The organism is Mesorhizobium sp. WSM3873 (assembly GCF_001672445.1).
Classification (GTDB): domain Bacteria; phylum Pseudomonadota; class Alphaproteobacteria; order Rhizobiales; family Rhizobiaceae; genus Mesorhizobium.
This window is the reverse complement of the sequence record NZ_LYTM01000056.1, coordinates 1-20,577: the sequence shown is the minus strand read 5'-3', so window position 1 is coordinate 20,577 and position 20,577 is coordinate 1. Positions and strand designations below refer to the sequence as shown.

Below are 20,577 nucleotides of genomic sequence, written 5' to 3'. Positions count from 1 at the left end.
GACACAACCGCCTTAAGAAAGGCTTAGAACAGAACCGCCTTGAGCAGCGGCTTTGGTCTGCCCGCCAAGGGCGCAAAGGACCTAACGCATGTCGCCCACAAGTGCGCAGCGGTTTTTGGGAGAACGACCTGCATCGAACAAAGGCCTAAAGCGCCTCGCCTGGATCCATTTCGACGCGAGGCACTTTAGGCCGACCGACGAAAACTTCGGGATTGGTCTGGCGCAATCACTCGGCAGCGCTGAGAACGGGCACCGGAGCGGCCTCGGTCAGCCGCTGCAGCAGCCTGGAGCGCTCTTCGGACGCCTTGGCGGCGCTGGCCTGCCGGACATGGCCATAGCCGCGGATGAGCGCCGGAACGGAGGCCAGAGCGGCGGCGGCCTCGACCTTGCCCGGCGCAAGCGCTGCGGCGATCAGATCGAGATCGGCCTCGTATTGCGCAAGCAGTTGCCGCTCGGCGCGCCGTTCGGCGGTATGGCCGAACAGGTCGAACGCGGTGCCGCGCAGGCCTCTCATGACAGCAAGCAGGCGAAATGCCTTCATCATCCACGGGCCGAAACTCGATTTCCTCGGCTTGCCGTCATTGCCGCGCCGCCCGAGGATCGGCGGCGCGAGGTGAAATTCCAGCTTTTCGTAGCTTTGGAACTGCCTTGCGAGATCGGCGGCGAAGCTGTCGTCGGTGTAAAGCCGGGCCACCTCGTACTCGTCCTTGATCGCCATCAGCTTGAAGAGGTTTTTCGCGGCCGCCTCGGTGACGGCCGTTGAGCCGGGAACCGCTCTCGCCTCGGCTGCGCGCAGGGCCGCGATCCTGTTGGAATAGCGCTTGCCATAGGCGGCGTTCTGGTAGGCGGTGAGGAAAGCCACCCGCCGGGCGACAATGTCGTCGAGCGTTTCGGGTGTCGACGCCGGCTTGCCGGTACGACCGACCAGGCCGCGCACGAAATCCGGCTGGTGCGCGGCGCGACGGCCCCAGCGGAAGGCGGCGATGTTCATCACCACCGCTTCGCCGTTCAATTCTATCGCTTTTTCAACGGCTTCGGCCGAGAGCGGCAGCCCGCCATGCTGGAAGGCGAAGCCGAGCATGAACATGTTGGCGCCGAGCGAATTGCCGAACAGCGCGGTCGCCGTGCGGGTGGCATCGAAGAAGTGGGCCTTGTCGTCGCCGGCGGCGGCACGGATCGCCTTCTTCAGCCGCTCGACCGGCAGCGAAAAATCGGCGGAACGGGTGAATTCGCCGGGCATGATCTCGGCGGTGTTGGCGAGGAACATGGTATGGCCCTCTCGCACCGCGGCGAGCACCTTTTTGGCGCCGGAGACGACGAGGTCGCAGCCAAGCACAAGATCGGCCTTGCCAGCGGAAACGCGGATGGCGTGGATGTCCTCGGGCGTCGGGGCGATGCGGACATGGGTGAAGACCGAGCCGCCCTTCTGGGCAAGGCCCGCCATGTCGATCATGCCGCAGCCCTTGCCCTCGATATGGGCAGCCATGCCCAGCACCGCGCCGATGGTGACGACGCCGGTGCCGCCGACGCCGTCGATGATCGCCGCCCAGCCCTGAGATCCGAGTGGAAATTCGCCGGGTGACGGCACGCCTTCGAGCGGATCGCTCTTGCCGGCAATCCCCTCGGCCTTCCTGATCTTGCCGCCATGCACCGTCACGAAAGAGGGGCAGAAGCCGTTGAGGCAGGAAAAATCCTTGTTGCAGCTCGACTGGTCGATCCGGCGCTTGCGGCCGAATTCGGTCTCGACCGGCTGGATCGAGACGCAGTTCGACTGCACGCCGCAATCGCCGCAGCCTTCGCAGACCAGTTCGTTGATGAAGACGCGCTTGTCGGGATCGGGGAAGGTGCCGCGCTTGCGGCGCCGGCGCTTTTCCGCGGCGCAGGTCTGGTCATAGAGAAGCACCGACACGCCCTTGACCTCGCGCAGCTCGCGCTGGACGAGGTCGAGGTCGTCGCGGTGATGGATCGTGGCGCCGGGCGGGAAATCGGCCTTGCCGGCATATTTAGCCGGCTCGTCGGTGACGACGGCGATGCGCTCGACGCCCTCGGCGCGCACCTGTCTGGCGATCATATCGACGGTGAGGCCACCTTCGTGCGGCTGGCCGCCGGTCATGGCGACTGCGTCATTGTAGAGGATCTTGTAGGTGATGTTGGCGCCTGAGGAGAGCGCAAAGCGGATCGCCAGCGCGCCGGAGTGGTTGTAGGTGCCGTCGCCGAGATTCTGGAAGATATGGCCGCGCTTGGAGAACGGCGCCTGGCCGACCCATTGCGCGCCCTCGCCGCCCATGGCGGTGAAGCCGACCGTGTTCCGGTCCATCCACAGCGCCATGAAGTGGCAGCCGATGCCGGCGGCGGCAAGCGAGCCCTCCGGCACCTTGGTCGAGGAATTGTGCGGGCAGCCCGAGCAGAAAAACGGCGTGCGCGAACCGATGTCGACGGTATCGGCGAGCATCGCCTGGAACTGGCGCAGCTTCGCCACGCGCGCCGCGATCTCCTCCAAGGGGCCGATGGTGCGCAAGATACGCTCGCCGAGCGCGATCGCGATCTCGTTCGGGTCGAGCGCGCCCTTGGCCGGAAACAGCCAGTCCCCGCGCTCGTCCTTCTTGCCGACGATGGCAGGCTGAATAGCGGAACCGTAGAGGTTCTCGCGCAACTGGACCTCGATCAACGAGCGCTTCTCCTCGACGACGACGATGGTGTCGAGGCCGCGGGCGAAGTCGGCGATATGCTGATAATCGAGCGGCCAGGGGCAGCCGACCTTGAACAGGCGGATGCCTATGCGATTGGCCGCATTTTCGTCGATGCCGATATCCTCCAGCGCCTGGCGGACGTCGAGATAGCTCTTGCCTATGGTGATGATGCCGAGCTTCGGGTTGCTGCCGCCCGAATAGACGGTCCGATTGAGCCCGTTGGCCTGGATGAAGGCGGAAGCGGCGGCGCGCTTGTGCTCATGCAGGCGCTCCTCCTGGCCGAGCATGTCGATCTCGTGGCGGATGTTGAGGCCGCCCGGCGGCATGTCGAAATCAGGAATGACGATGTTCAGCCGCTCGATCGAGGCGTCGACCGAAGCGGTCGATTCGATGTTGTCCTTGACGCATTTGATCGCCGCCCAGGTGCCGGCGAAACGCGACATGGCGAAGCCAAGGAGACCGTAGTCTATGATCTCCTGGACGCCGGCGGGGTTGAGGATCGGCACCATGGTGTCGACGAACAGGAATTCGGTCGCGTGCGCGTTGGTCGAGGATTCGGCCATGTGGTCGTCGCCCATCAGGGCGAGAACGCCGCCATTTTTCGACGAGCCGGCGAGATTGGCGTGGCGGAAAACGTCGCCGGAGCGGTCGACGCCCGGCCCCTTGCCGTACCAGACGGCAAAGACGCCGTCATGGGTGCCTTCGCCGAGCAGCTCGGTCTGCTGCGAGCCCCAGCACGCGGTGGCGGCGAGCTCTTCGTTGAGGCCCGGCTGAAAGACGATGTCGGCCTGCGCAAGCTGCCGCTTCGCCTTCCACAGCTGCATGTCGAGGCCGCCCAGCGGCGAGCCGCGATAGCCGGAGACGAAGCCTGCGGTGTTGAGGCCGGCGCGGCGGTCGCGCTCGCGCTGCATCAAAAGCATGCGCACGACGGCTTGCGCCCCGGACAGGAAAACGCGCTCCTTGCCAAGGTCGAACTTGTCGTCGAGCGCGACGTCATGCAGCGTCATCAGGCATGTCCTCTGCGGAGGCGCGCCGCGGATCGGCGGCCAACGTCGGAGTGAGAGGCCGCAGTCTTTCTTCCCTTGCGGGACAGGTCAAACGAAATCGCAGCGACCAGAGCGCACGCAACAAACGGTCCCGCTGGAAGCGGTCGCCGCATTCAATCGCACGCTAAACGCTTTGCAGCGCACGAAAATTTCGACCGGTCAACGGGCCTCACGCCGCCTTCGAGCAATCCGGCTTGGGCGCATCCGGCAGCTTGCCGTCGGGATGGCCGGCAAGGTCCGGGTTGAGCTCGTATTTCGGCCCGATCACCAGCGGCCGGTCCGGCAGCATGGTCTGGTCCGCCGAGGAGGTCATCGTCGTCTCGAGCCTTTGAAGCAACGTGCCGCTCGAATCCTCGATGCGGATCGTCACGGAATAGGGCTTGTCCTTGACCACGCAGGTGAGCGGCGGGCTGGTCAAGGTGATATGCGGGAGCTTCGGCCAGATCTTCTGGTTGACGATGAGCGGGTCGCCGCCGGCCGGATTCTGGAAATTCACCACCGCAATCTGTCCCTCGCCCATCGGCCGCAGCGGTCTCAGCGTGATGACATAGGTGGCGATGCCAAGCCGGTAGTTGAACTCGAACAGCTTGCCGGAAATGGCGAAGAGCTGCTCCTTGCCGGTGTCGCGGCAGGCGCCGAGCGCCGTCGCGGCGATCAGGGCCGCGCCGAGAGCGATCGAACGGAATTTTCTAAGCATTGGTGGCCTCCCTGGCCGCCGTGCGGCGGCGATAATAGCGGTTCGCTTTCTGGCGGTTGCCGCAGACGGCCATGTCGCACCAGAGGCGGCTTGAGTTGCGGCTGCGGTCCAGAAAGAGCCAGCTGCAGTTCGGACAGATCCTGAGCCTGGCAACGGTGTCGTCGCGCAGCAGCGAAAGCGCCGAGACGGCCAAAGCCGCCTCGAAAGCGATCGGCGTCGCCGGATCGCCAAAGGGCCTGCCCGGCGCGCCGATCTCGGTGCTGCTGCCGGAGAGGCCGTTGGCGCAGGCGGTCAGGAAATCCGGCAGATGGCCGGCGGCGATCGCGCCTTTCGCTACGGCATGGCGGAACAGGCGGTCCGTCGCCTCGCGGATCGACAGCACGACCGCGGCGATGCCGCCCGGTTCAGGCGCCTCCAGCCGCCGGCCGCCAAGCTCGGCGGCGCGAAAGCCGCTCGCCGCCTCGGCGAAGCGGGCGATCTCGGCCGGATCAGCGAAACGGTCGAAGGTCTTTTCCGGATCGTTGCGCAGGACGACCGTGTTCGCCGTGTCGAGCGCGAGGATGCCGCCGGTGAAGCGGTGCGGGGTCCAGGATACCGTCATGCCGCAAATCTAACCGATAAAACGTATTTGACAAGTTAGATTTCGGATGCAACGCTCGAAACGGGGGCCAGTTCGCGCGGCCCTAGGGATGCTCCATGCTCTATTTCTATCAGCAGGTGCTGAACGGGCTGCATTCGGGCGCGCTCTATGCGCTGCTCGCCTTCGGCTACGTGCTGACCAACGGCATCCTGCACCGCACCAACCTTGCCTATGGCGCGCTGTTTGCCTTTTGCGGCCACACCATGATCCTGACCGCCGCCTTCGGCTATCAGGCGCTGTGGCTGACGCTGTTTGCCTCGGTCGCGCTAGGTATCGTTGCTGCCCTGCTCTATTCGGTGCTGATCAGCCAGGTGCTGTCGCGCAGCGTGTTCAAGAGGCTGGCGGACCGGTCGCCTAATGCGATCGTGGTGACGACGCTCGGCATCTTGCTGTTCCTGTCGGAAGCAAGCCGCATCGCCGCCGACACGCATGATCTCTGGCTGCCGCCGATGCTCGCCCAACCCGTCGTCTTCGCGCAGGGTGCCGGCTTCAAGGTGACGCTCACCGTTATCCAGCTCTTGGATTGCGCGGCGGTGATGGCGATGGTGGCAGTGGCCGCCTGGCTGTTTTCGCATTCGCGCTTCGGACGGGCCTGGCGGGCCGTGTCCGACGACCCGAAGGCGGCCGCGATGTGCGGCATCGACGTCACCGCGGTGTTCCGCCGCGCGGTGCTCTATGGCGGCTTCTGCGCGGCTTTTGCCGGCATGCTCGCCGGCATCTACTACGGCAACATCAGCTTCGGCACGGGCCTCGTCTACGGCCTCAAGATCCTGTTCGTGACGGCGGTCGGCGGCTACATGTCGCCGCTCAAGGCTGCTCTCGGTGCCGCGGCCTTCGGCATGGCCGAATCGCTGTGGGCCGGTTATTTCCCGCTCGAATGGCGCGACGGCTGGATATACCTCTTTCTCGTCGCCATGCTGGTGCTGATCGGCGCCGGCCGCGACCAGGCCAAGGTCGCCTGAAACCCATCAGACTTTGGTTGCATGACGCGCCGTGAGGTGACCGGTTTTTACCGTTGCTCGCCGCCTGGATCGCCGGCACGTGCTTTGCCATGTTGACCAACCGGACCACGCACTGCATACCGTTGGGCCAAGCGGCGCGACACCGGAGGGGGACTCGGGCGCGGCGCCAGCACTTTGAGTTATGCATCGTGCTTTCCGAAATCGAACGCGATTCTCGGGGCCGGTGCGCGAGGGAGGAAATGCATGGCAGGGCTGCTCGCTCTATCCACGACGATCGACCGCATCAACGAGTTCATCGGCCGCTGGGTCTCGTGGCTGATCCTGCTTGCGATCCTGGTGAGCGCCGGCAACGCGGTCATCCGCAAGGTGTTCGACATCTCCTCCAACGCCTGGCTCGAACTGCAGTGGTATCTGTTCGGCGCCGCCTTCATGCTGGCCGCCGCCTATACGCTGAAACAGAACGACCATATCCGCATCGACATCGTCTACGGCATGTTCCCCCGCCGCGTGCAGCACTGGATCGACCTCCTCGGTCATCTCCTCTTCCTGATGCCTTTCGTGGTGCTGATGGTGATCTACTTCGTGCCTTACGTGTCGCTGTCCTTCCGCAGCGGCGAGATGTCGACCAATGCCGGCGGGCTGATCGTCTGGCCGGCCAAGGCCATCCTGCTCGTCGGCTTCTTCCTGCTGGCCATCCAGGGTGTCTCGGAGATCATCAAGAAGATCGCCATCATGCGCGGCGACATGGAGGATCCCACTCCCTATGTCTCGGCCCACGACCAGGCCAAGCTCGAGGCCGAAGCGCTTGCCGAAGAAGCCAAGGCGCTGTCCGGCGAGGTGCGCTCATGATCGAGTTCATCGCGCAGAACATGGCGCCGATCATGTTCGCCTCGCTGATCATCTTCCTTTTGATCGGCTACCCCGTCGCCTTCTCGCTCGCTGCGAACGGCCTGTTGTTCTTCTTCATCGGCGTGCTCTTGTCGCCCTATTCCGGCGGCTCGATCAACCTCGCCTGGCCTCTGCTGCATGCGCTGCCGGATAATTTCTACGGCACAAGGGTGATGTCGAACGACACGCTGCTGGCCATTCCATTCTTCACTTTCATGGGAATCGTGCTGGAGCGATCCGGCATGGCCGAGGACCTGCTCGACACGGTCGGGCAGCTGTTCGGCCCGATCCGCGGCGGGCTTGCCTATGCGGTGATCTTCGTCGGCGCACTGCTTGCCGCAACGACCGGCGTGGTGGCGGCCTCCGTCATCGCCATGGGGCTGATCTCGCTGCCGATCATGCTGCGCTACGGCTACGACCGGCGCCTCGCCTCGGGCGTGATCGCGGCTTCCGGCACACTGGCCCAGATCATCCCCCCCTCGCTGGTGCTGATTGTGCTGGCCGACCAGCTTGGACGCTCGGTGGGCGACATGTATGCGGGCGCGCTGATCCCCGGCCTCGTTCTGACCGGCATCTACATGCTCTACATCCTGATCATGTCGATCGTCCGGCCGAACTCGATGCCGGCATTGCCGCTCGAGGCCCGCACGCTCGGCCACGGCGTGATTTCGCTGATCGTGGCGCTGCTGGTGACCGGCGCGATTTCCTATGCGGCCTATCGTTACCTCGCGCCGACGCATGGCGACAATGCGGACATCCTTGGCGCCACCGTCGGCGTGATCGCCATCTACATCGTGGCGATCGCCGACCAGCGCCTCCACATCAACATGATGTCCAAGCTGGCACAGCAGGTGGTGATCGTGCTGATCCCGCCGCTGGCGCTGATCTTCCTGGTGCTGGGCACCATCTTCCTCGGCATCGCCACCCCGACCGAGGGCGGCGCCATGGGCGCCGTCGGCGCGCTGATCATGGCGGGCTTCAAGGGGCGGCTGACGATGGATGTCATCAAGCAGGCGCTGGCCTCGACGACGCGGCTCTCCGCCTTCGTGCTGTTCATCCTGATCGGCGCGCGCGTCTTCTCGCTCACCTTCTACGGCGTCAACGGCCACATCTGGGTCGAGCATCTCTTGACCTCGCTGCCGGGCGGCGAGACCGGCTTCCTGATCGGCGTCAACGTGCTGGTTTTCGTGCTCGCCTTCTTCCTCGACTTCTTCGAGCTCGCCTTCATCATCGTGCCGCTGCTGGCGCCCGCCGCCGACAAGCTCGGCATCGACCTGATCTGGTTCGGCGTGCTGCTTGGCGTGAACATGCAGACCAGCTTCATGCATCCGCCGTTCGGCTTCGCGCTGTTCTACCTGCGTTCGGTCGCGGCGCGCGTGCCCTATCTCGACCGCATCACCGGCAAACAGATCGCGCCGGTCACCACCGGCCAGATCTATTGGGGCGCGGTGCCGTTCGTCTGTATCCAGGTGATCATGATCGGGCTTACCATCGCCTTCCCGCAAATGGTGATGCGCTACAAGGGCACCGCCGTCGAGCCGAGCACGATCGACCTCAAGCTGCCGGACATGCCGGGACTTGCGCCGCTCGGCACGCCGGCCGACAATGGCGCGGCGCCCGCCGGTGGCGGCTCGGCGCCCGCCGCGCCTGGCACCCCGGACTTGTCACAGCCGCCGAATTTCGGCGATACGGCCCCCGCCAAGCCGGCGGCGCCGGCGCCCGATCTTTCCAAGCCGCCGAGTTTCAACTGAGGTGACCAAGTCATGAGAGCCGTACGGCTGGAAGCAATCGGCGGCATCGCCCTTCGTGAGGTCGACAAACCTGAGCCGGGGCCGGAGGATGTTCTGGTGCGGATCGAAGCCTGCGGCGTCTGCGGCACGGACCGCCACCTGTTCCATGGCGAATTCCCGTGCACGCCGCCGGTCACGCTCGGCCACGAATTCTGCGGCATCGTCGAGGCGGTCGGCGACGCGGTGTCCGGCATCGCCGTCGGCGATCGGGTCACGGGCGACCCCAACATCGCCTGCGGGCGCTGCAGCCAGTGCCGGGCCGGCCGCGTCAATTTGTGCAGTAATCTCAGGGCTATCGGCATCCACCGGGACGGCGGTTTCGCCGATTATGTCGTGATGCCGCAAGGCCAGGCCTTCCTCCTGCCCGGCAACCTCAAGCCGACGCATGGCGCCTTCTGCGAGCCGCTGGCCTGCTGCCTGCATGGCATCGACCTAGCCGGAATCAGGCCCGGCGGCTCGGTGGTGGTGCTCGGCGGCGGCGTCATCGGCCTGCTCACTGTGCAATTGGCGAAGCTTGCCGGTGCCGCGATCATCATCCTGTCGACCAGGCAGGCCTCGCGCCGGGCGCTGGCCGAAGAACTCGGCGCGACCGCTACGGTCGATCCCAGCGCCGTCGATCCCATCGAGGCCATCGCCGGAAAAGCCGGGCTTGTACCGGGCGGCGTCGACGTGGTGCTGGAATGCGCCGGGGTTCGCGACACGGTCGAGCAGTCGATGCGAATTGCCAAGGCCGGAGGCACGGTGGTGATCGTCGGCGTGATGCCGCAGGGGCAGAAGGTGGCTTTCGAGCCTTTCGACGTGCTGTTCCGGGAGTTGAAGGTCCTCGGGTCCTTCATCAATCCCTTCACGCATCGCCGCGCCGCGGACCTCATCGCGTCCGGCGCGATCGAGATCGACAAGCTGATTTCCAGGCAGGTGCCACTCGAAGAGGCGCCGCAGGTGATCTCGAACCCAGCCGCCCCCGGCGAGGTCAAGGTGCTGGTCGTGCCGGGCCGGACCTGAAGTCCTGCAACGTTGGCGATTGGCGAAACCGGCGGTGACAGCGCCCTCTCCCCGTCACCATAGGGGAGAGGGCGTAGACCCCGGCTACAGCTTGCCGTTACGCTGCTGCACCATCATGAAGGTGTCGTAGTTGTATTCGGCGACCTGGGCCCAGAGATAGTGCTCCTTGCGGAAGCCTTTGATGGATTCCCAGATCTTCTTGAACGGCGCGTTGTTGGCCTCCATTTCGGCATAGACTTCGTTGGCCTTTTCGAAGCAGGCGGCCATGATTTCCTGGCTGAAAGGAGCCAGCTTGGCGCCGCTGGCGACCAGCCGCTTCACCGCCGCCGGATTGAGGTAGTCGTATTTCTGCAGCATGTTGGCGTCGGCGGCTTGCGCGGCCGTGTGCACCAGCGACTTGTAGGCGGGCGACAATTCCTCGTATTTTGCCTTGTTGAACATCAGATGCACGGTCGGGCCGCCTTCCCACCAGCCGGGATAGTAGTAGTAGGGCGCGACCTTGTAGAAGCCGAGCTTCTCGTCGTCATAAGGGCCGACCCATTCGGCGGCGTCGATCGTCCCCTTTTCGAGGGCCGGGTAGATGTCGCCGCCGGCGATCTGCTGCGGCACGACGCCGAGCTTCTGCACCACCTTGCCGGCAAAGCCGCCGATGCGCATCTTGAGGCCGGAAAGATCGGCGACCGTGTTGATCTGCTTGCGGAACCAGCCGCCCATCTGCACGCCGGTGTTGCCGCCCGGCAGGCCGAACAGGCCTTGCGTTGCAAGGAATTCGTTGAAGAGGTCAATGCCGCCGCCATGATAGTGCCAAGCGTTCATGCCGCGCGCGTTAAGCGAGAACGGCACTGCGGCACCCAGCGCCCAGGTTGGGTCCTTGCCCCAATAGTAATATGCCACCGTGTGGCATGCCTCGACGGTGCCTGCGGCGGTGGCGTCGGCCGCCTGCAGGCCGGGAACGAGCTCGCCCGAGGCGAAGACCTGAACCTGAAAATTGCCGTCGGTCGCTTCCGACAGCATTTTTGAGAACACTTCCGCACCGCCATAGATCGTGTCGAGCGATTTCGGGAAGGACGATGCCAGCCGCCAGGTCACTTTCGGATTGGACTGGGCTATCGCCGGCGTGGCAAGCGCGGCGGCCGCTGCCGCGACACCAACACCGGATGCACCGGCCTTACGGATGAACGAACGACGATCCATGCATTTTCCTCCCGTTTAGAACCAACAGACCGATATTCGGACATCCTCGGCGCCCTGATCGGCTGCGCGAAACAATACACGGGCAAGATGTCGAGTCCAGCACCGCGGGCAACGTGCAACTATAGTCTAACGTCGACCGTCCTGGCCCATTCGGAGAGCCGAAACTTGCCATGGCAAAGTGCCGGCTGATCGCCTATTTTGTAGGCAGAATAATTCGTTAGCCCTCGATGGAACCCGTATCCAAAATGCAGCAGCCGCTCGTTGCCGTCTCAACCGATGTCCGCCAGTTCGACAACTACACATGGCATGCCGCGCCCCAGCAATATATCGAGGCGGCGATCGCCGGCGCCGGCGTGTTCCCGCTCTTGGTGCCGTCCTTCGGCGACCGGCTCGATTTCGACGAGCTGCTGTCCTCGGTCGACGGCGTGATGGTGACGGGTTCGAAATCCAATGTGCATCCCTCGCTCTATGGCGGTGATCCCAGCGAGGCCAACGGCCCCTACGACCCGGCGCGCGACTCCACCACGCTGCCGCTGATCCGCAAGGCGATCGAGCGCGGCGTGCCGCTACTCGCCATCTGCCGCGGCATCCAGGAGCTCAACGTGGCGCTGGGCGGGACGCTCGGCACCGAGATCCAGGAGCGTGAAGGCTCGCTCGATCACCGCGCGCCGGTGAGCGAGAATCAGGACGAGCGCTTCGGCATCCACCAGACGATTTCGATCAAGCCCGGAACCTGTCTCGCCGGCGTGTTCGGCGCCGGCGACATCAAGGTCAACTCGCTGCATCGCCAAGCGATCGACCGGCTCGGATCGAAACTGCAGGTCGAGGCTTTGGCGACCGACGGCACGATCGAGGCCGTCTCGGTCAAGGAGGCCCGCGCCTTCGCCGTCGGCGTCCAGTGGCATCCCGAATATTGGGTGAAGTCGGACAGCAACTCGGCAAAGATCTTCCGCGCCTTCGGCGATGCCGTGCGCCTGCATGCGGCGGCGAAGGCCGGTGCACGCGCGGCGGCGGAATAGCCGAACTCAGTCGCTGGTCGTCGCGTTCAGTGCCAAAAGCGGGGCGGCCGGCGCATAGGATTCGTAGCCGTCGCCATCAGCAACACCGAAGGTGACGATCGGATCGATGCCGTTCTCGCTGAACGCGACCGAGCCGTCGGCCTGCTCGCGCCAGAATTTCACACGCTCGATGCCGGGCATCAGCTTGCTGCAGTTCGGAGCAATTGTCAGCAGCGACAGGCCGTCCGAGACCTCGGCGCCGCGCTTGATTGCGCAGGCCGCTTCGTCGCCATTGGCCGTCAGCCGATAGCTGTTGGAGAGGCCGGCTTGCTCGACCGCGCTTTGGCCGTTGCCGTCGTGCAGGGACTGAACGCCCCCGTATAAGGCGACCGACGCAATCAACCCGGCTAACAGCTTCACTCCGCCTCTCCACATCCTGGCTTGCCGTGCCATGCCGGTCTCCAAACCACGCGCCGATTTGGACAACATGCATAACGAAGTATGCAGAATGATGGTTAAGCAGGCGTTAATGAATGTGGCCGGCCTTCCGCTCAGGCGCGTGGCTTGACGTTGATCGTCTCCGGCACCGGGGTCAGCGGCCGGCGCTCGCCGAACCAGGAGATGAGATTGTCGACGCACAGATCCGCCATGGCCCGGCGGGTGTGGTCGGACGCAGATCCGACATGCGGCAGAAGGGAGGTGTTGGGCGCATCGAGCAGCGCTTTGGGCACATTCGGTTCGTCGGCAAAGACATCGAGCCCGGCGGCAGCGATGGTGCCATTGGAGAGCGCTGCAGCCAGAGCCGCCTCATCAACCGTGCTGCCGCGGCCGATATTGACGAAGACGCCGTTCGGGCCGAGCGCCGCCAGGACCGCCGCGTCGATGGCTTTCTCCGTCGCGGCCCCGCCCGGCGCGATGCAAATCAGAGTGTCGACCGCTTCGGCCAGACCCTTCAGCGTCGCATGGTATTCGTAGGACAGGCCATCGACCTGGCGGCGGTTGTGATAGGCGATCGGCAGGCCGAAAGCCTCGAGGCGACGGGCGACGGCGAGGCCGATGCGGCCCATGCCGAAGATGCCGACGCGGCGGCCGCGTAAGGTGAGCCGGCTCAGGCGATAGTCACCCTTCCTCACCCAGTCGCCGTCGCGCAGCCATTTCTCGGCGGCGTACATTTCGCGCACAGTGTTGATCAACAGGCCGATGGTGGTGTCGGCAACCTCTTCGGTCAGCACGTCGGGCGTGTTGGTGACCATGACGCCGCGGGCGGCCGCGTGACGAGCGTCGACGGAGTCATAGCCGACGCCGAAATTGGCGATGATCTCGAGATTGGGCAGCGCGTCGATCATGGCCGCGCTGATGCCGCCGAAGGAGGCGATGCCGCGCACGCTCTCGCGCATCTCGCCGGTGACGAGCGACGGATCGGCGCGCTCGATCCGCACGCGCTTGAACGCCTTGTCGATCCGGCCGATGGCGTGGTCGTTGAAACGGCCCGGCACCAGGATGGCGACCGGCGACTTCGCTTCTGTCTGTGTCATTGACGCTCCACCGGCTTGCCGGTGGACTGGCGCACGTGCAGCTCCGGCTTGATCAATTCCTGCGACGGCCGCACGGCCTGCCCGTTCAGCTTGTCGAGCAGCGCGCTGGCGGCGCGGCGGCCGACCTCGCGCTGGCCATTCCAGACCGTGGTCAAGGCCGGCGTTGCTATCGCAGCCTCCTCCAGGTCGTCGTAACCAGTGACGGAAATATCGACGCCCGGCACCAGGCCGGCGCGCGCGATGCCGTTCATCAGCCCGATCGCAACCAGATCATTCCAGCAGCAGGCGGCGGTCGGCTTGTCCTTCAGCGCCAAGAACTGTCCTGCAGCCTCGAAACCAGCCTGCTTGGTGCGCGGTCCAGGAATGCGCCAGGACGGCTTCACCTCCAGCCCGGCCGCCTCCATGGCGTTGACATAGCCCTGGTAGCGGTCGCGGCCGGTCGAGGTCTGGTCGGTGCCGCCGATCATGGCGATGCGTTTGTGGCCGAGCGAGATGAGATGGTTGGTCGCGAGTGCCGTGCCATAGGCATCGTCGCCGCGGAAGACCGGCACGTCGGCGCCGGTGACGGTGCGCGCGATCAGCACCGCCGGGAGGCCGTTTTCCTCGGCCATGATGATGTCCTCGGCCGGCGTGCCTATGGCCGGCGACATGATGACGCCGTCGGCGCCGAGCTGCAGCAGCGTGTCGATGAAGGTGCGCTGCTTTTCCAGCTGGTCATAATGGTTGGACAGGATGAAGGTCTGGCGGCTGCGGTCGAGCTCGCTTTCTATCGAGCGCAGAATCTCGGCGAAGAACGGGTTCATGATGTCGTGCACGACGACGCCGACAATGCCGGAGCGCGAGGTGCGGAGCGACGCGGCCCGTCGGTTGTAGATATAGCCGATGGCGCGCGCGTGCTCCTTGATGCGCTCGCGCGTCGAGCCGGCGACCAGCGGGCTGTCGCGCAGCGCCAGCGACACCGTTGCCGTGGACACGCCAAGCGCATCCGCGATCGTCGAAAGCTTGATCTTCTGTGCCAGCCTTGGTCCCCGGCCTTTAAACTGTTTAAATGGGGCTTATGCCATCGATCGAGGGCAAATCAAAGTTTTTTTGCCAAGCTCTCGGCTTCCGTGTCCAAGGAAGCGGAATTGCGCAGGCGAAGCCTGTGCTCGCGGTGGATGATGTAGAGGCCGCTGGCGACGATGATGGCAGCGCCGAGCAGGGTCCAGCGGTCGGGAAACTGGTGGAAGATCAGCCAGCCGGAGATGATCATCCAAACCATCTGCGAATAAGGGTAAGGCGCGAGCGCCGTCGTCGTCGCCAGGCGATAGGCCTGGACCAGGAGCCAATGGCCGCCGGCGCCGAAGACGCCGAGCATCAAAAGGATCACCCAGCGCCAGCCGTCCTGCGGCAGGGACAATGAGAAGGGCAGCATGGGCAGGAGCAGCACCGCCGGCGCCAGCGCCGAGAACAGGATCAGGCTCTCGGATGTCTCCGTCGACGACATGCGCCGGGTCATGATGACGTAAAAAGAATTCGACAGCATTGAGCCCAGCGCGAAGAGATGGCCCATGCCGAACACGCCGACGCCGGGCCGGGTGATGATGAGGACGCCGACGAAGCCGGTGAGGATCGCCAGCCAGCGCCGCCAGCCCGCCCACTCGCCGAGCAGCGGGCCGGCCAATGCGGTGATCACCATCGGGCCGAAGAAATAGATCGAGGTGGTCTCGGCGAGTTGCAGCGTCCTGAGCGCCAGGATGTTGAACATGGTCGAGCCGAAAAGCAGGCATCCGCGCAGGATGTGCGCCGGCAGGTTGTTGGCGCGGAAGCGCGACGGCTCGCGCCAACCGCGAAGGAAAACGCCGACAAGCAGGACATGCACGATGAATCGAGCCCAGGCGACGATCAGCGCCGAGACGCCGGCGAGCACCAGATATTTGCTTGAGGTGTCGAGAAAGGTGAAGCAGACATAGACGCAGAGCATCAACAGCATCGCCGCGGGCGGCGTCGCGCTGTCGTCGTGATTTTTGGGAACGCTCAAAATCGGGCCGGAGGAGAGGTAGACGCCATTCTTTTGCGGCAATCGCCGCCGACCGGCAAGCCAAAAGCGACTGGCCCAACAAGACGTGCCGACAGGCTTAGAGCGCAGTGCCTTGGCGATCAGCAGAACGTTCCTGGTTCGTCATCCCGTGCGGAGCAAGGAGCGACGCGACGCTCGCAGACCCCAGGCTGGCGAAGCAGGGAGGTCGCGGCCAATCTCGAACGTGCGCGACGTCGTCCGGACGAATGGTCAATCAGTCACCAAGAGCATCCTTCCCAGAGAATCAAGCATGCATGCGGGCGCCCTTGGTAATCTTGTCGACGAGCTTCTTTTCGGCGCGCAGCGCGATGCCGACGATCTTGGCGTCGTCCGGCGCGAATTCGGCGAAGACGGCGCGGTTGGCCAGGTCATGGCCGGTGGAGAACATCTCCTCGACATAGGCCGATGTCGTCACGCCGCGCTCCAGGGCCCGGCGGTGGATCGCGGCAAGCGTCGACCCGTCTGCCGACAGCACGATAACGGGCTGGATCGAGAGCGGATTGAAGAAATTGCCGGCGCGGTCGCGATAGGCCTCGCCGATGATTTCAGGACATTGCGCGACGATGCCGCTGGTCAGGAAAGCGGTAACGTTGAGCTTCTGCCAGACGGCGAGATCTTCCTTGAGCACGATTGCAAATTTCGTGTCGAACACCAAAATGTCTCTCCGAGATGTGGATCAGGGACCATGGCGCACGATCTAGGCAATGAGGCGCTGGGAGGTCTTGAACGTTCGTGCGCTGAGGACGACCGGATCGTTTCGGCGCCCGGCGCCACGGGCCTCGAGCGCATCGAGGCGCGATTCCACGGCAATGCTTTCGACCTGCACCGCCACGACACCTACGCCATCGGCGTGACGCTCGACGGCGTGCAGCGCTTCCACTATCGCGGCGCGCTTCGGCACAGCCTCCCCGGCCAGGCAATCGTTCTGCATCCCGACGAACTGCATGACGGCGGCGCCGGCACCGAGCACGGCCTACGATACAGGATTCTGTATCTCGAGCCGTCGATGCTGCTCGACTGCCTCCACGGATCGCCGCTCCCCTTCGTTAAGGATGCTGTGGTGAGCGACCCTCAGTTGCGCGGCACGCTGCTGTCGGCGCTAACACCGCTCACCGAGGAGCTCGACGACCTGTTCGTGGCGGATTTCATCGCGCAGCTGGCGCAGCAATTGAAACGCCATGCCGGACAGCCGGCAAAATCAGCGGGAAAGATCGCGTGGCGGGCTGCCGCGCTGGCCCGCGACTATCTCGAAGAAAACGCTGAACGGCCGGTGCGTTCCGACGAGCTGGAGGCGGTTACCGGCCTCGACCGTTACGCGCTGTCGCGCCATTTCCGCGCGACCTATTCGACAAGCCCGCATCGCTTCCTGTTGATGCGTCGGCTGCAGCGAGCACGGCGCATGATCGAAGCGGGAGAGCCGCTTGCCGAAACCGCTGTTGCGGCCGGCTTCAGCGATCAGAGCCATTTCAACCGGCATTTCAAGAAGGCGTTCGGGCTGACGCCGGGACGCTGGGCGACGCTGGTGCGCGACGCGTAGCGTCGTCGCCCTTTCCGATAAGCTGCCGATGCTTGGGTGGTGGCTGAAGCGACGACGCTGTGCATCGCGCTTGCGTCGCTCGAGACGACGCTTACGCGTCGCTCGTGGCCACCAACGCCCAGCGGCTAAGCGACGATGCTGCGCTCACGCGTCGCTCGAGACGACGCTGCGCGTCGCTCGTTAATCATCCAGCTCGGCGTCGTCGTCGATGAGGATCAGGTCCTCGTTCGACAGGTTGGCCTCGATGCGGGCGAGCAGCTTGAACAGCGCCTTCTGGTCTTTCTTGTCGAGACCCCTCAGCGCCTGCTTCTCGGTCTTCTTGACCGATTTCTCGATGGCGCGGATGGTTTCGCGGCCGGAGCCGGTGAGGAAAATATGGGCCTGGCGGGCATCGGCGTTGGAGGCGCGCTTTTCGAGAAAACCCTGCGCCTGCAGCCTGTTGATGGTTTTTGTGATCGTCGGCGGACGTACGCCGAGCTTGTCGGCGAGATTGCCGGGTGTCTGGCCGTCTTCGCGGTCGAGCGCCAGCATGATCTGGTCCTGGCCGGCGTAGAAGCCATGTGCCAGAAGCCGCGCAGCAAGCGCCGTGCGCGCCAGCCGCGCTGCCGAATGCAGCCGGCTCATAGTCGCTGTTCTGTCCGCCTTGGCCATGGTCATTCCCTCTTCGGCCGAACCGGCGCGGGCAGCATAGAGGCTGTCCGGCGGCTGGCAAATGACGATTTAACGAGTCCGGCCTGCAAACACTTTGCCGGCAAGCATTGCGGTGCCCGCGCAGGTGATGCCAGATGTTTATTTCAGTTAGATGACAAACGACTTTTGGCCCGCCGGCATTCACAGCGGAACATCCCGGAGGGGCTCTGATGCCGTGCGGCTGCCCTGTTCCTTTAACCCACTGCGGCTGCCCCGATCGGGACCGGCTGGCCCATCGGTTTGGCGCGTGCAAAAGCGCGGCTCGCATCCTATATGAGGCCGACAAATCCTTCGAGGCACAGATTTTTCGAGGCAGGCCATGAGCGATGCACAGACGCAGATCCCCGTAACCGTTCTCACCGGCTATCTCGGCGCGGGCAAGACGACGCTGCTCAACCGCATCCTGTCGGAGAACCACGGCAAGCGTTACGCGGTCATAGTCAACGAGTTCGGCGAGATCGGCATCGACAACGATCTGATCGTCGAATCCGACGAGGAAATCTATGAGATGAACAATGGCTGCGTGTGCTGCACGGTGCGCGGCGACCTGATCCGCGTCGTAGAGGGCCTGATGCGGCGGCCCGGCCGTTTCGATGCCATCGTGGTCGAGACCACTGGCTTGGCCGACCCGGTGCCGGTGGCGCAGACCTTCTTCATGGACGACGATGTGCGCTCCAAAACCAAGCTCGACGCGGTGGTGGCGCTGGTTGACGCCAAGCACCTGCCGCTGCGCCTGAAGGACTCGAAGGAGGCCGAGGACCAGATCGCCTTCGCCGATGTGGTGGTGCTGAACAAGACCGATCTCGTCACCCCGGAAGAGCTCGAAAAGGTCGAGGCGACGATCCGCGCCATCAACCCGGCGGCCAGGATCCATCGCACCCAGCGCGCCGGGGTGGCGCTCGGCGAAGTGCTCGACCGCGGCGCCTTCGACCTCTCACGCGCGCTGGAGAACGATCCGCATTTCCTCGAGGCGCACGACCACGATCACGACCATGAATGCGGTCCGGATTGCGATCACGACCACCACCATCATCACGACGGGCACGATCACCATCACCACGGCCATCCTTCCGACATCCACGATGTCACGGTGAAGTCGGTCTCGCTGCGCGGCGGCGAGATGGATCCGAAGAAGTTCTTCCCCTGGATCGAGAAGGTGACCCAGATGGAAGGGCCGAACATCCTCAGGCTTAAGGGCATCATCGCGCTGAAGGGCGACGAGGACCGCTATGTCCTGCAAGGCGTGCACATGATCCTCGAAGGCGACCACCAGCGCGCCTGGAAGGACGGCGAGAAGCATGAAAGCCGGCTGGTCTTCATCGGCCGCGATCTCGACGCCGAGCGCCTCAGGAAGAGTTTTGAAGCCTGCCAGGCGGCTTGATTTCCGGACTTTCAGGCGCTAGCGCTGCCCCTTCTCTCCTTCTCCCCTTGTGGGAGAAGGTGGCCGAGCGAAGCTCGGTCGGATGAGGGGTGTTCCAGCTTGGCGATGACGGCACTCCGTCGAACACCCCTCATCCGTCTTGGCGCTACGCGCCAATCCACCTTCTCCCACAAGGGGAGAAGGGGGAGTCACACCTAGCCGCGCCGGCTTAGTGAAATCGAATGGACCATCCCCATGCCGACAGTCGCCCCGCTTGATCTCGAAGGCCATTGCGTCGCCGCCGTCTTCCTCAACGATGTGCCGCATTTCGCTTTGGCCGACGGCGCGATCCATCGGCTCGACAATGGGCACAAGACCGTACAGGCGAATGACGGGCTGCTCGCCGCCTTCCACGATGCGGCGAACGACCGCCTGATCACCGGCGGCGAGGACGGCAAGGTGTTTGCGGTCAAGGCCGGCGGCGAGGCGAGCGAACTTGCCAGCGCCGGCAGAAAATGGATCACCAGCGTTGCGGCGGGCCCTCAGGGCGCAGTCGCCTATGCCTCGGGCAAGACGGCGTTCGTCCGTTTCGCCGACGGCAAGATCAAGGAATTCGCCCATCCGCGCTCGGTGGAAGGGCTCGCCTTCTCGCCCAAGGGCATGCGCTTCGGCGTTGCCCGCTACAACGGCGCGACGCTGCATTTTCCTGCGGCGGAGGGCAAGCCGGTCGAGCTCGAATGGGCCGGCGCCCATACCGGGATCAGCTTTTCGCCGGACGGCGCTTTCCTGATTACCACCATGCAGGAAAACGCGCTGCATGGCTGGAAGCTGGCCGACGGCAAGCACATGCGCATGAGCGGCTATCCGGGCAAGGTCAAAAGCCTGTCCTGGAGCGTGAAGGGCAAATGGCTGGCGAGCTCCGGCGCGCCGGCGGCGATCGTGTGGCCTTTCGCCAGCAAGGACGGGCCGATGGGCAAGGCGCCGCTGGAGCTCGGCACGCGCGGCAATACCATGGTGACGTGCGTTGCCTGCCATCCCAGCCAGGAGGTCACCGCGATCGGCTATGAGGACGGCATGGTGATCGCGGCCCGCTTCGCCGACGCCAAGGAAGTGCTGCTGCGTCGTCCCGGCAAAGGCGCGATCACCTCGATGATGTGGGACAGGGAAGAGCGCCGCATCGTCTTCGGCAGCGCGGCCGGCGATTGCGGCGTGATCGACATCACTGCGTAAGGGATTAGGGGAATAGGGCGGCAAGGGAATAGGGAAGGAGAGACTTCCTGCACTTCCTGCACTTCCTGCACTTCCTGCACTTCCTGCACTTCCTGCACTTCCTGCACTTCCTGCACTTCCTGCACTTCCTGCACTTCCTGCACTTCCTGCACTTCCTGCACTTCCTGCACTTCCTGCACTTCCTGCACTTCCTGCACTTCCTGCACTTCCTGCACTTCCTGCACTTCCTGCACTTCCTGCACTTCCTGCACTTCCTGCA

The 20,577-nt window shown here is 64.5% G+C and carries 18 protein-coding genes; 8 read left to right on the top strand and 10 right to left on the bottom strand.

Translation table 11 applies throughout. The features are described 5' to 3' along the window. Nucleotides 1-226 precede the first annotated feature (226 nt). The 3 genes from A9K71_RS27455 to A9K71_RS27445 form a co-directional block, all read right to left on the bottom strand. Entirely contained in the window at nucleotides 227-3,730 is a 3,504-nt protein-coding gene (locus A9K71_RS27455) for an indolepyruvate ferredoxin oxidoreductase family protein (protein WP_280940582.1), read from the bottom strand. A gap of 175 nt (nucleotides 3,731-3,905) precedes the next feature. Next, entirely contained in the window at nucleotides 3,906-4,433 is a 528-nt protein-coding gene (locus tag A9K71_RS27450; RefSeq protein WP_067003352.1) for a hypothetical protein, read from the bottom strand. Then, a complete protein-coding gene (locus A9K71_RS27445; RefSeq protein WP_067003350.1) occupies nucleotides 4,426-5,034 on the bottom strand; it encodes a CGNR zinc finger domain-containing protein in 609 nt (202 codons plus the stop codon). The genes A9K71_RS27450 and A9K71_RS27445 overlap by 8 nt, the downstream gene beginning before the upstream one ends. Before the next feature lie 95 nt (nucleotides 5,035-5,129). Here A9K71_RS27445 and A9K71_RS27440 point away from each other — a divergent pair, with 95 nt between their 5' ends. The 4 genes from A9K71_RS27440 to A9K71_RS27425 all read left to right on the top strand — a co-directional run bounded on the left by A9K71_RS27440 (nucleotide 5,130) and on the right by A9K71_RS27425 (nucleotide 9,715). Beyond that, nucleotides 5,130-6,035, top strand: coding sequence for a branched-chain amino acid ABC transporter permease (locus A9K71_RS27440; RefSeq protein ID WP_067003348.1), 906 nt, complete (start codon nucleotides 5,130-5,132; stop codon nucleotides 6,033-6,035). A gap of 243 nt (nucleotides 6,036-6,278) precedes the next feature. Next, entirely contained in the window at nucleotides 6,279-6,884 is a 606-nt protein-coding gene (locus A9K71_RS27435) for a TRAP transporter small permease subunit (protein ID WP_067003346.1), read from the top strand. Next, the gene (locus A9K71_RS27430) at nucleotides 6,881-8,674 is read left to right on the top strand and encodes a TRAP transporter large permease subunit (RefSeq protein WP_067003344.1); all 1,794 of its coding nucleotides are present in this window, start codon (nucleotides 6,881-6,883) and stop codon (nucleotides 8,672-8,674) included. Before A9K71_RS27435 ends, A9K71_RS27430 begins: the two co-directional genes overlap by 4 nt. Before the next feature lie 12 nt (nucleotides 8,675-8,686). Next, nucleotides 8,687-9,715 (top strand): zinc-dependent alcohol dehydrogenase family protein, encoded by a 1,029-nt coding sequence (locus A9K71_RS27425; protein WP_067003342.1) that lies wholly within the window; start codon nucleotides 8,687-8,689, stop codon nucleotides 9,713-9,715. A gap of 84 nt (nucleotides 9,716-9,799) precedes the next feature. On the opposite strand, the gene A9K71_RS27420 is transcribed toward A9K71_RS27425, so the two are convergent. Next, nucleotides 9,800-10,909: a TRAP transporter substrate-binding protein gene (locus tag A9K71_RS27420; protein WP_067003340.1), complete on the bottom strand. Its 1,110-nt coding sequence runs from the start codon at nucleotides 10,907-10,909 to the stop codon at nucleotides 9,800-9,802. 245 nt (nucleotides 10,910-11,154) lie between these two features. Between A9K71_RS27420 and A9K71_RS27415 the strand changes: the two genes are divergently transcribed. Beyond that, on the top strand, nucleotides 11,155-11,928 hold the full coding sequence (locus A9K71_RS27415) for a gamma-glutamyl-gamma-aminobutyrate hydrolase family protein (RefSeq protein ID WP_067003338.1): 774 nt from the start codon (nucleotides 11,155-11,157) through the stop codon (nucleotides 11,926-11,928). Between the two features lie 6 nt (nucleotides 11,929-11,934). On the opposite strand, the gene A9K71_RS27410 is transcribed toward A9K71_RS27415, so the two are convergent. From A9K71_RS27410 to A9K71_RS27390, 5 genes are all read right to left on the bottom strand, one after another. Next, nucleotides 11,935-12,327 carry a hypothetical protein gene (locus A9K71_RS27410; protein WP_067003333.1) on the bottom strand — a complete coding sequence of 131 codons (393 nt, stop codon included), beginning with the start codon at nucleotides 12,325-12,327 and terminating at the stop codon, nucleotides 11,935-11,937. 131 nt (nucleotides 12,328-12,458) lie between these two features. Next, the gene (locus A9K71_RS27405; protein ID WP_067003331.1) at nucleotides 12,459-13,442 is read right to left on the bottom strand and encodes a 2-hydroxyacid dehydrogenase; all 984 of its coding nucleotides are present in this window, start codon (nucleotides 13,440-13,442) and stop codon (nucleotides 12,459-12,461) included. Then, the gene (locus A9K71_RS27400; protein WP_067324144.1) at nucleotides 13,439-14,461 is read right to left on the bottom strand and encodes a LacI family DNA-binding transcriptional regulator; all 1,023 of its coding nucleotides are present in this window, start codon (nucleotides 14,459-14,461) and stop codon (nucleotides 13,439-13,441) included. The genes A9K71_RS27405 and A9K71_RS27400 overlap by 4 nt, the downstream gene beginning before the upstream one ends. Nucleotides 14,462-14,520: 59 nt before the next feature. After that, nucleotides 14,521-15,405 (bottom strand): DMT family transporter, encoded by an 885-nt coding sequence (locus tag A9K71_RS27395; RefSeq protein WP_067003709.1) that lies wholly within the window; start codon nucleotides 15,403-15,405, stop codon nucleotides 14,521-14,523. Between the two features lie 340 nt (nucleotides 15,406-15,745). Then, the gene (locus tag A9K71_RS27390) at nucleotides 15,746-16,153 is read right to left on the bottom strand and encodes a DUF2000 family protein (protein WP_067003707.1); all 408 of its coding nucleotides are present in this window, start codon (nucleotides 16,151-16,153) and stop codon (nucleotides 15,746-15,748) included. Between the two features lie 33 nt (nucleotides 16,154-16,186). On the opposite strand from A9K71_RS27390, the gene A9K71_RS27385 reads away from it, so the two are divergent. Then, complete coding sequence (locus A9K71_RS27385) at nucleotides 16,187-17,038, top strand: AraC family transcriptional regulator (RefSeq protein ID WP_067003324.1); 852 nt, start codon at nucleotides 16,187-16,189, stop codon at nucleotides 17,036-17,038. Nucleotides 17,039-17,218: 180 nt separating this feature from the next. On the opposite strand, the gene A9K71_RS27380 is transcribed toward A9K71_RS27385, so the two are convergent. Further along, nucleotides 17,219-17,689 (bottom strand): MarR family transcriptional regulator, encoded by a 471-nt coding sequence (locus A9K71_RS27380; protein ID WP_067003705.1) that lies wholly within the window; start codon nucleotides 17,687-17,689, stop codon nucleotides 17,219-17,221. 358 nt (nucleotides 17,690-18,047) lie between these two features. Here A9K71_RS27380 and A9K71_RS27375 point away from each other — a divergent pair, with 358 nt between their 5' ends. Together A9K71_RS27375 and A9K71_RS27370 are read left to right on the top strand one after the other, a co-directional pair. After that, on the top strand, nucleotides 18,048-19,109 hold the full coding sequence (locus tag A9K71_RS27375) for a GTP-binding protein (RefSeq protein ID WP_067003322.1): 1,062 nt from the start codon (nucleotides 18,048-18,050) through the stop codon (nucleotides 19,107-19,109). A gap of 234 nt (nucleotides 19,110-19,343) precedes the next feature. After that, entirely contained in the window at nucleotides 19,344-20,318 is a 975-nt protein-coding gene (locus tag A9K71_RS27370) for a WD40 repeat domain-containing protein (protein ID WP_067003320.1), read from the top strand. Nucleotides 20,319-20,577 lie beyond the last annotated feature (259 nt).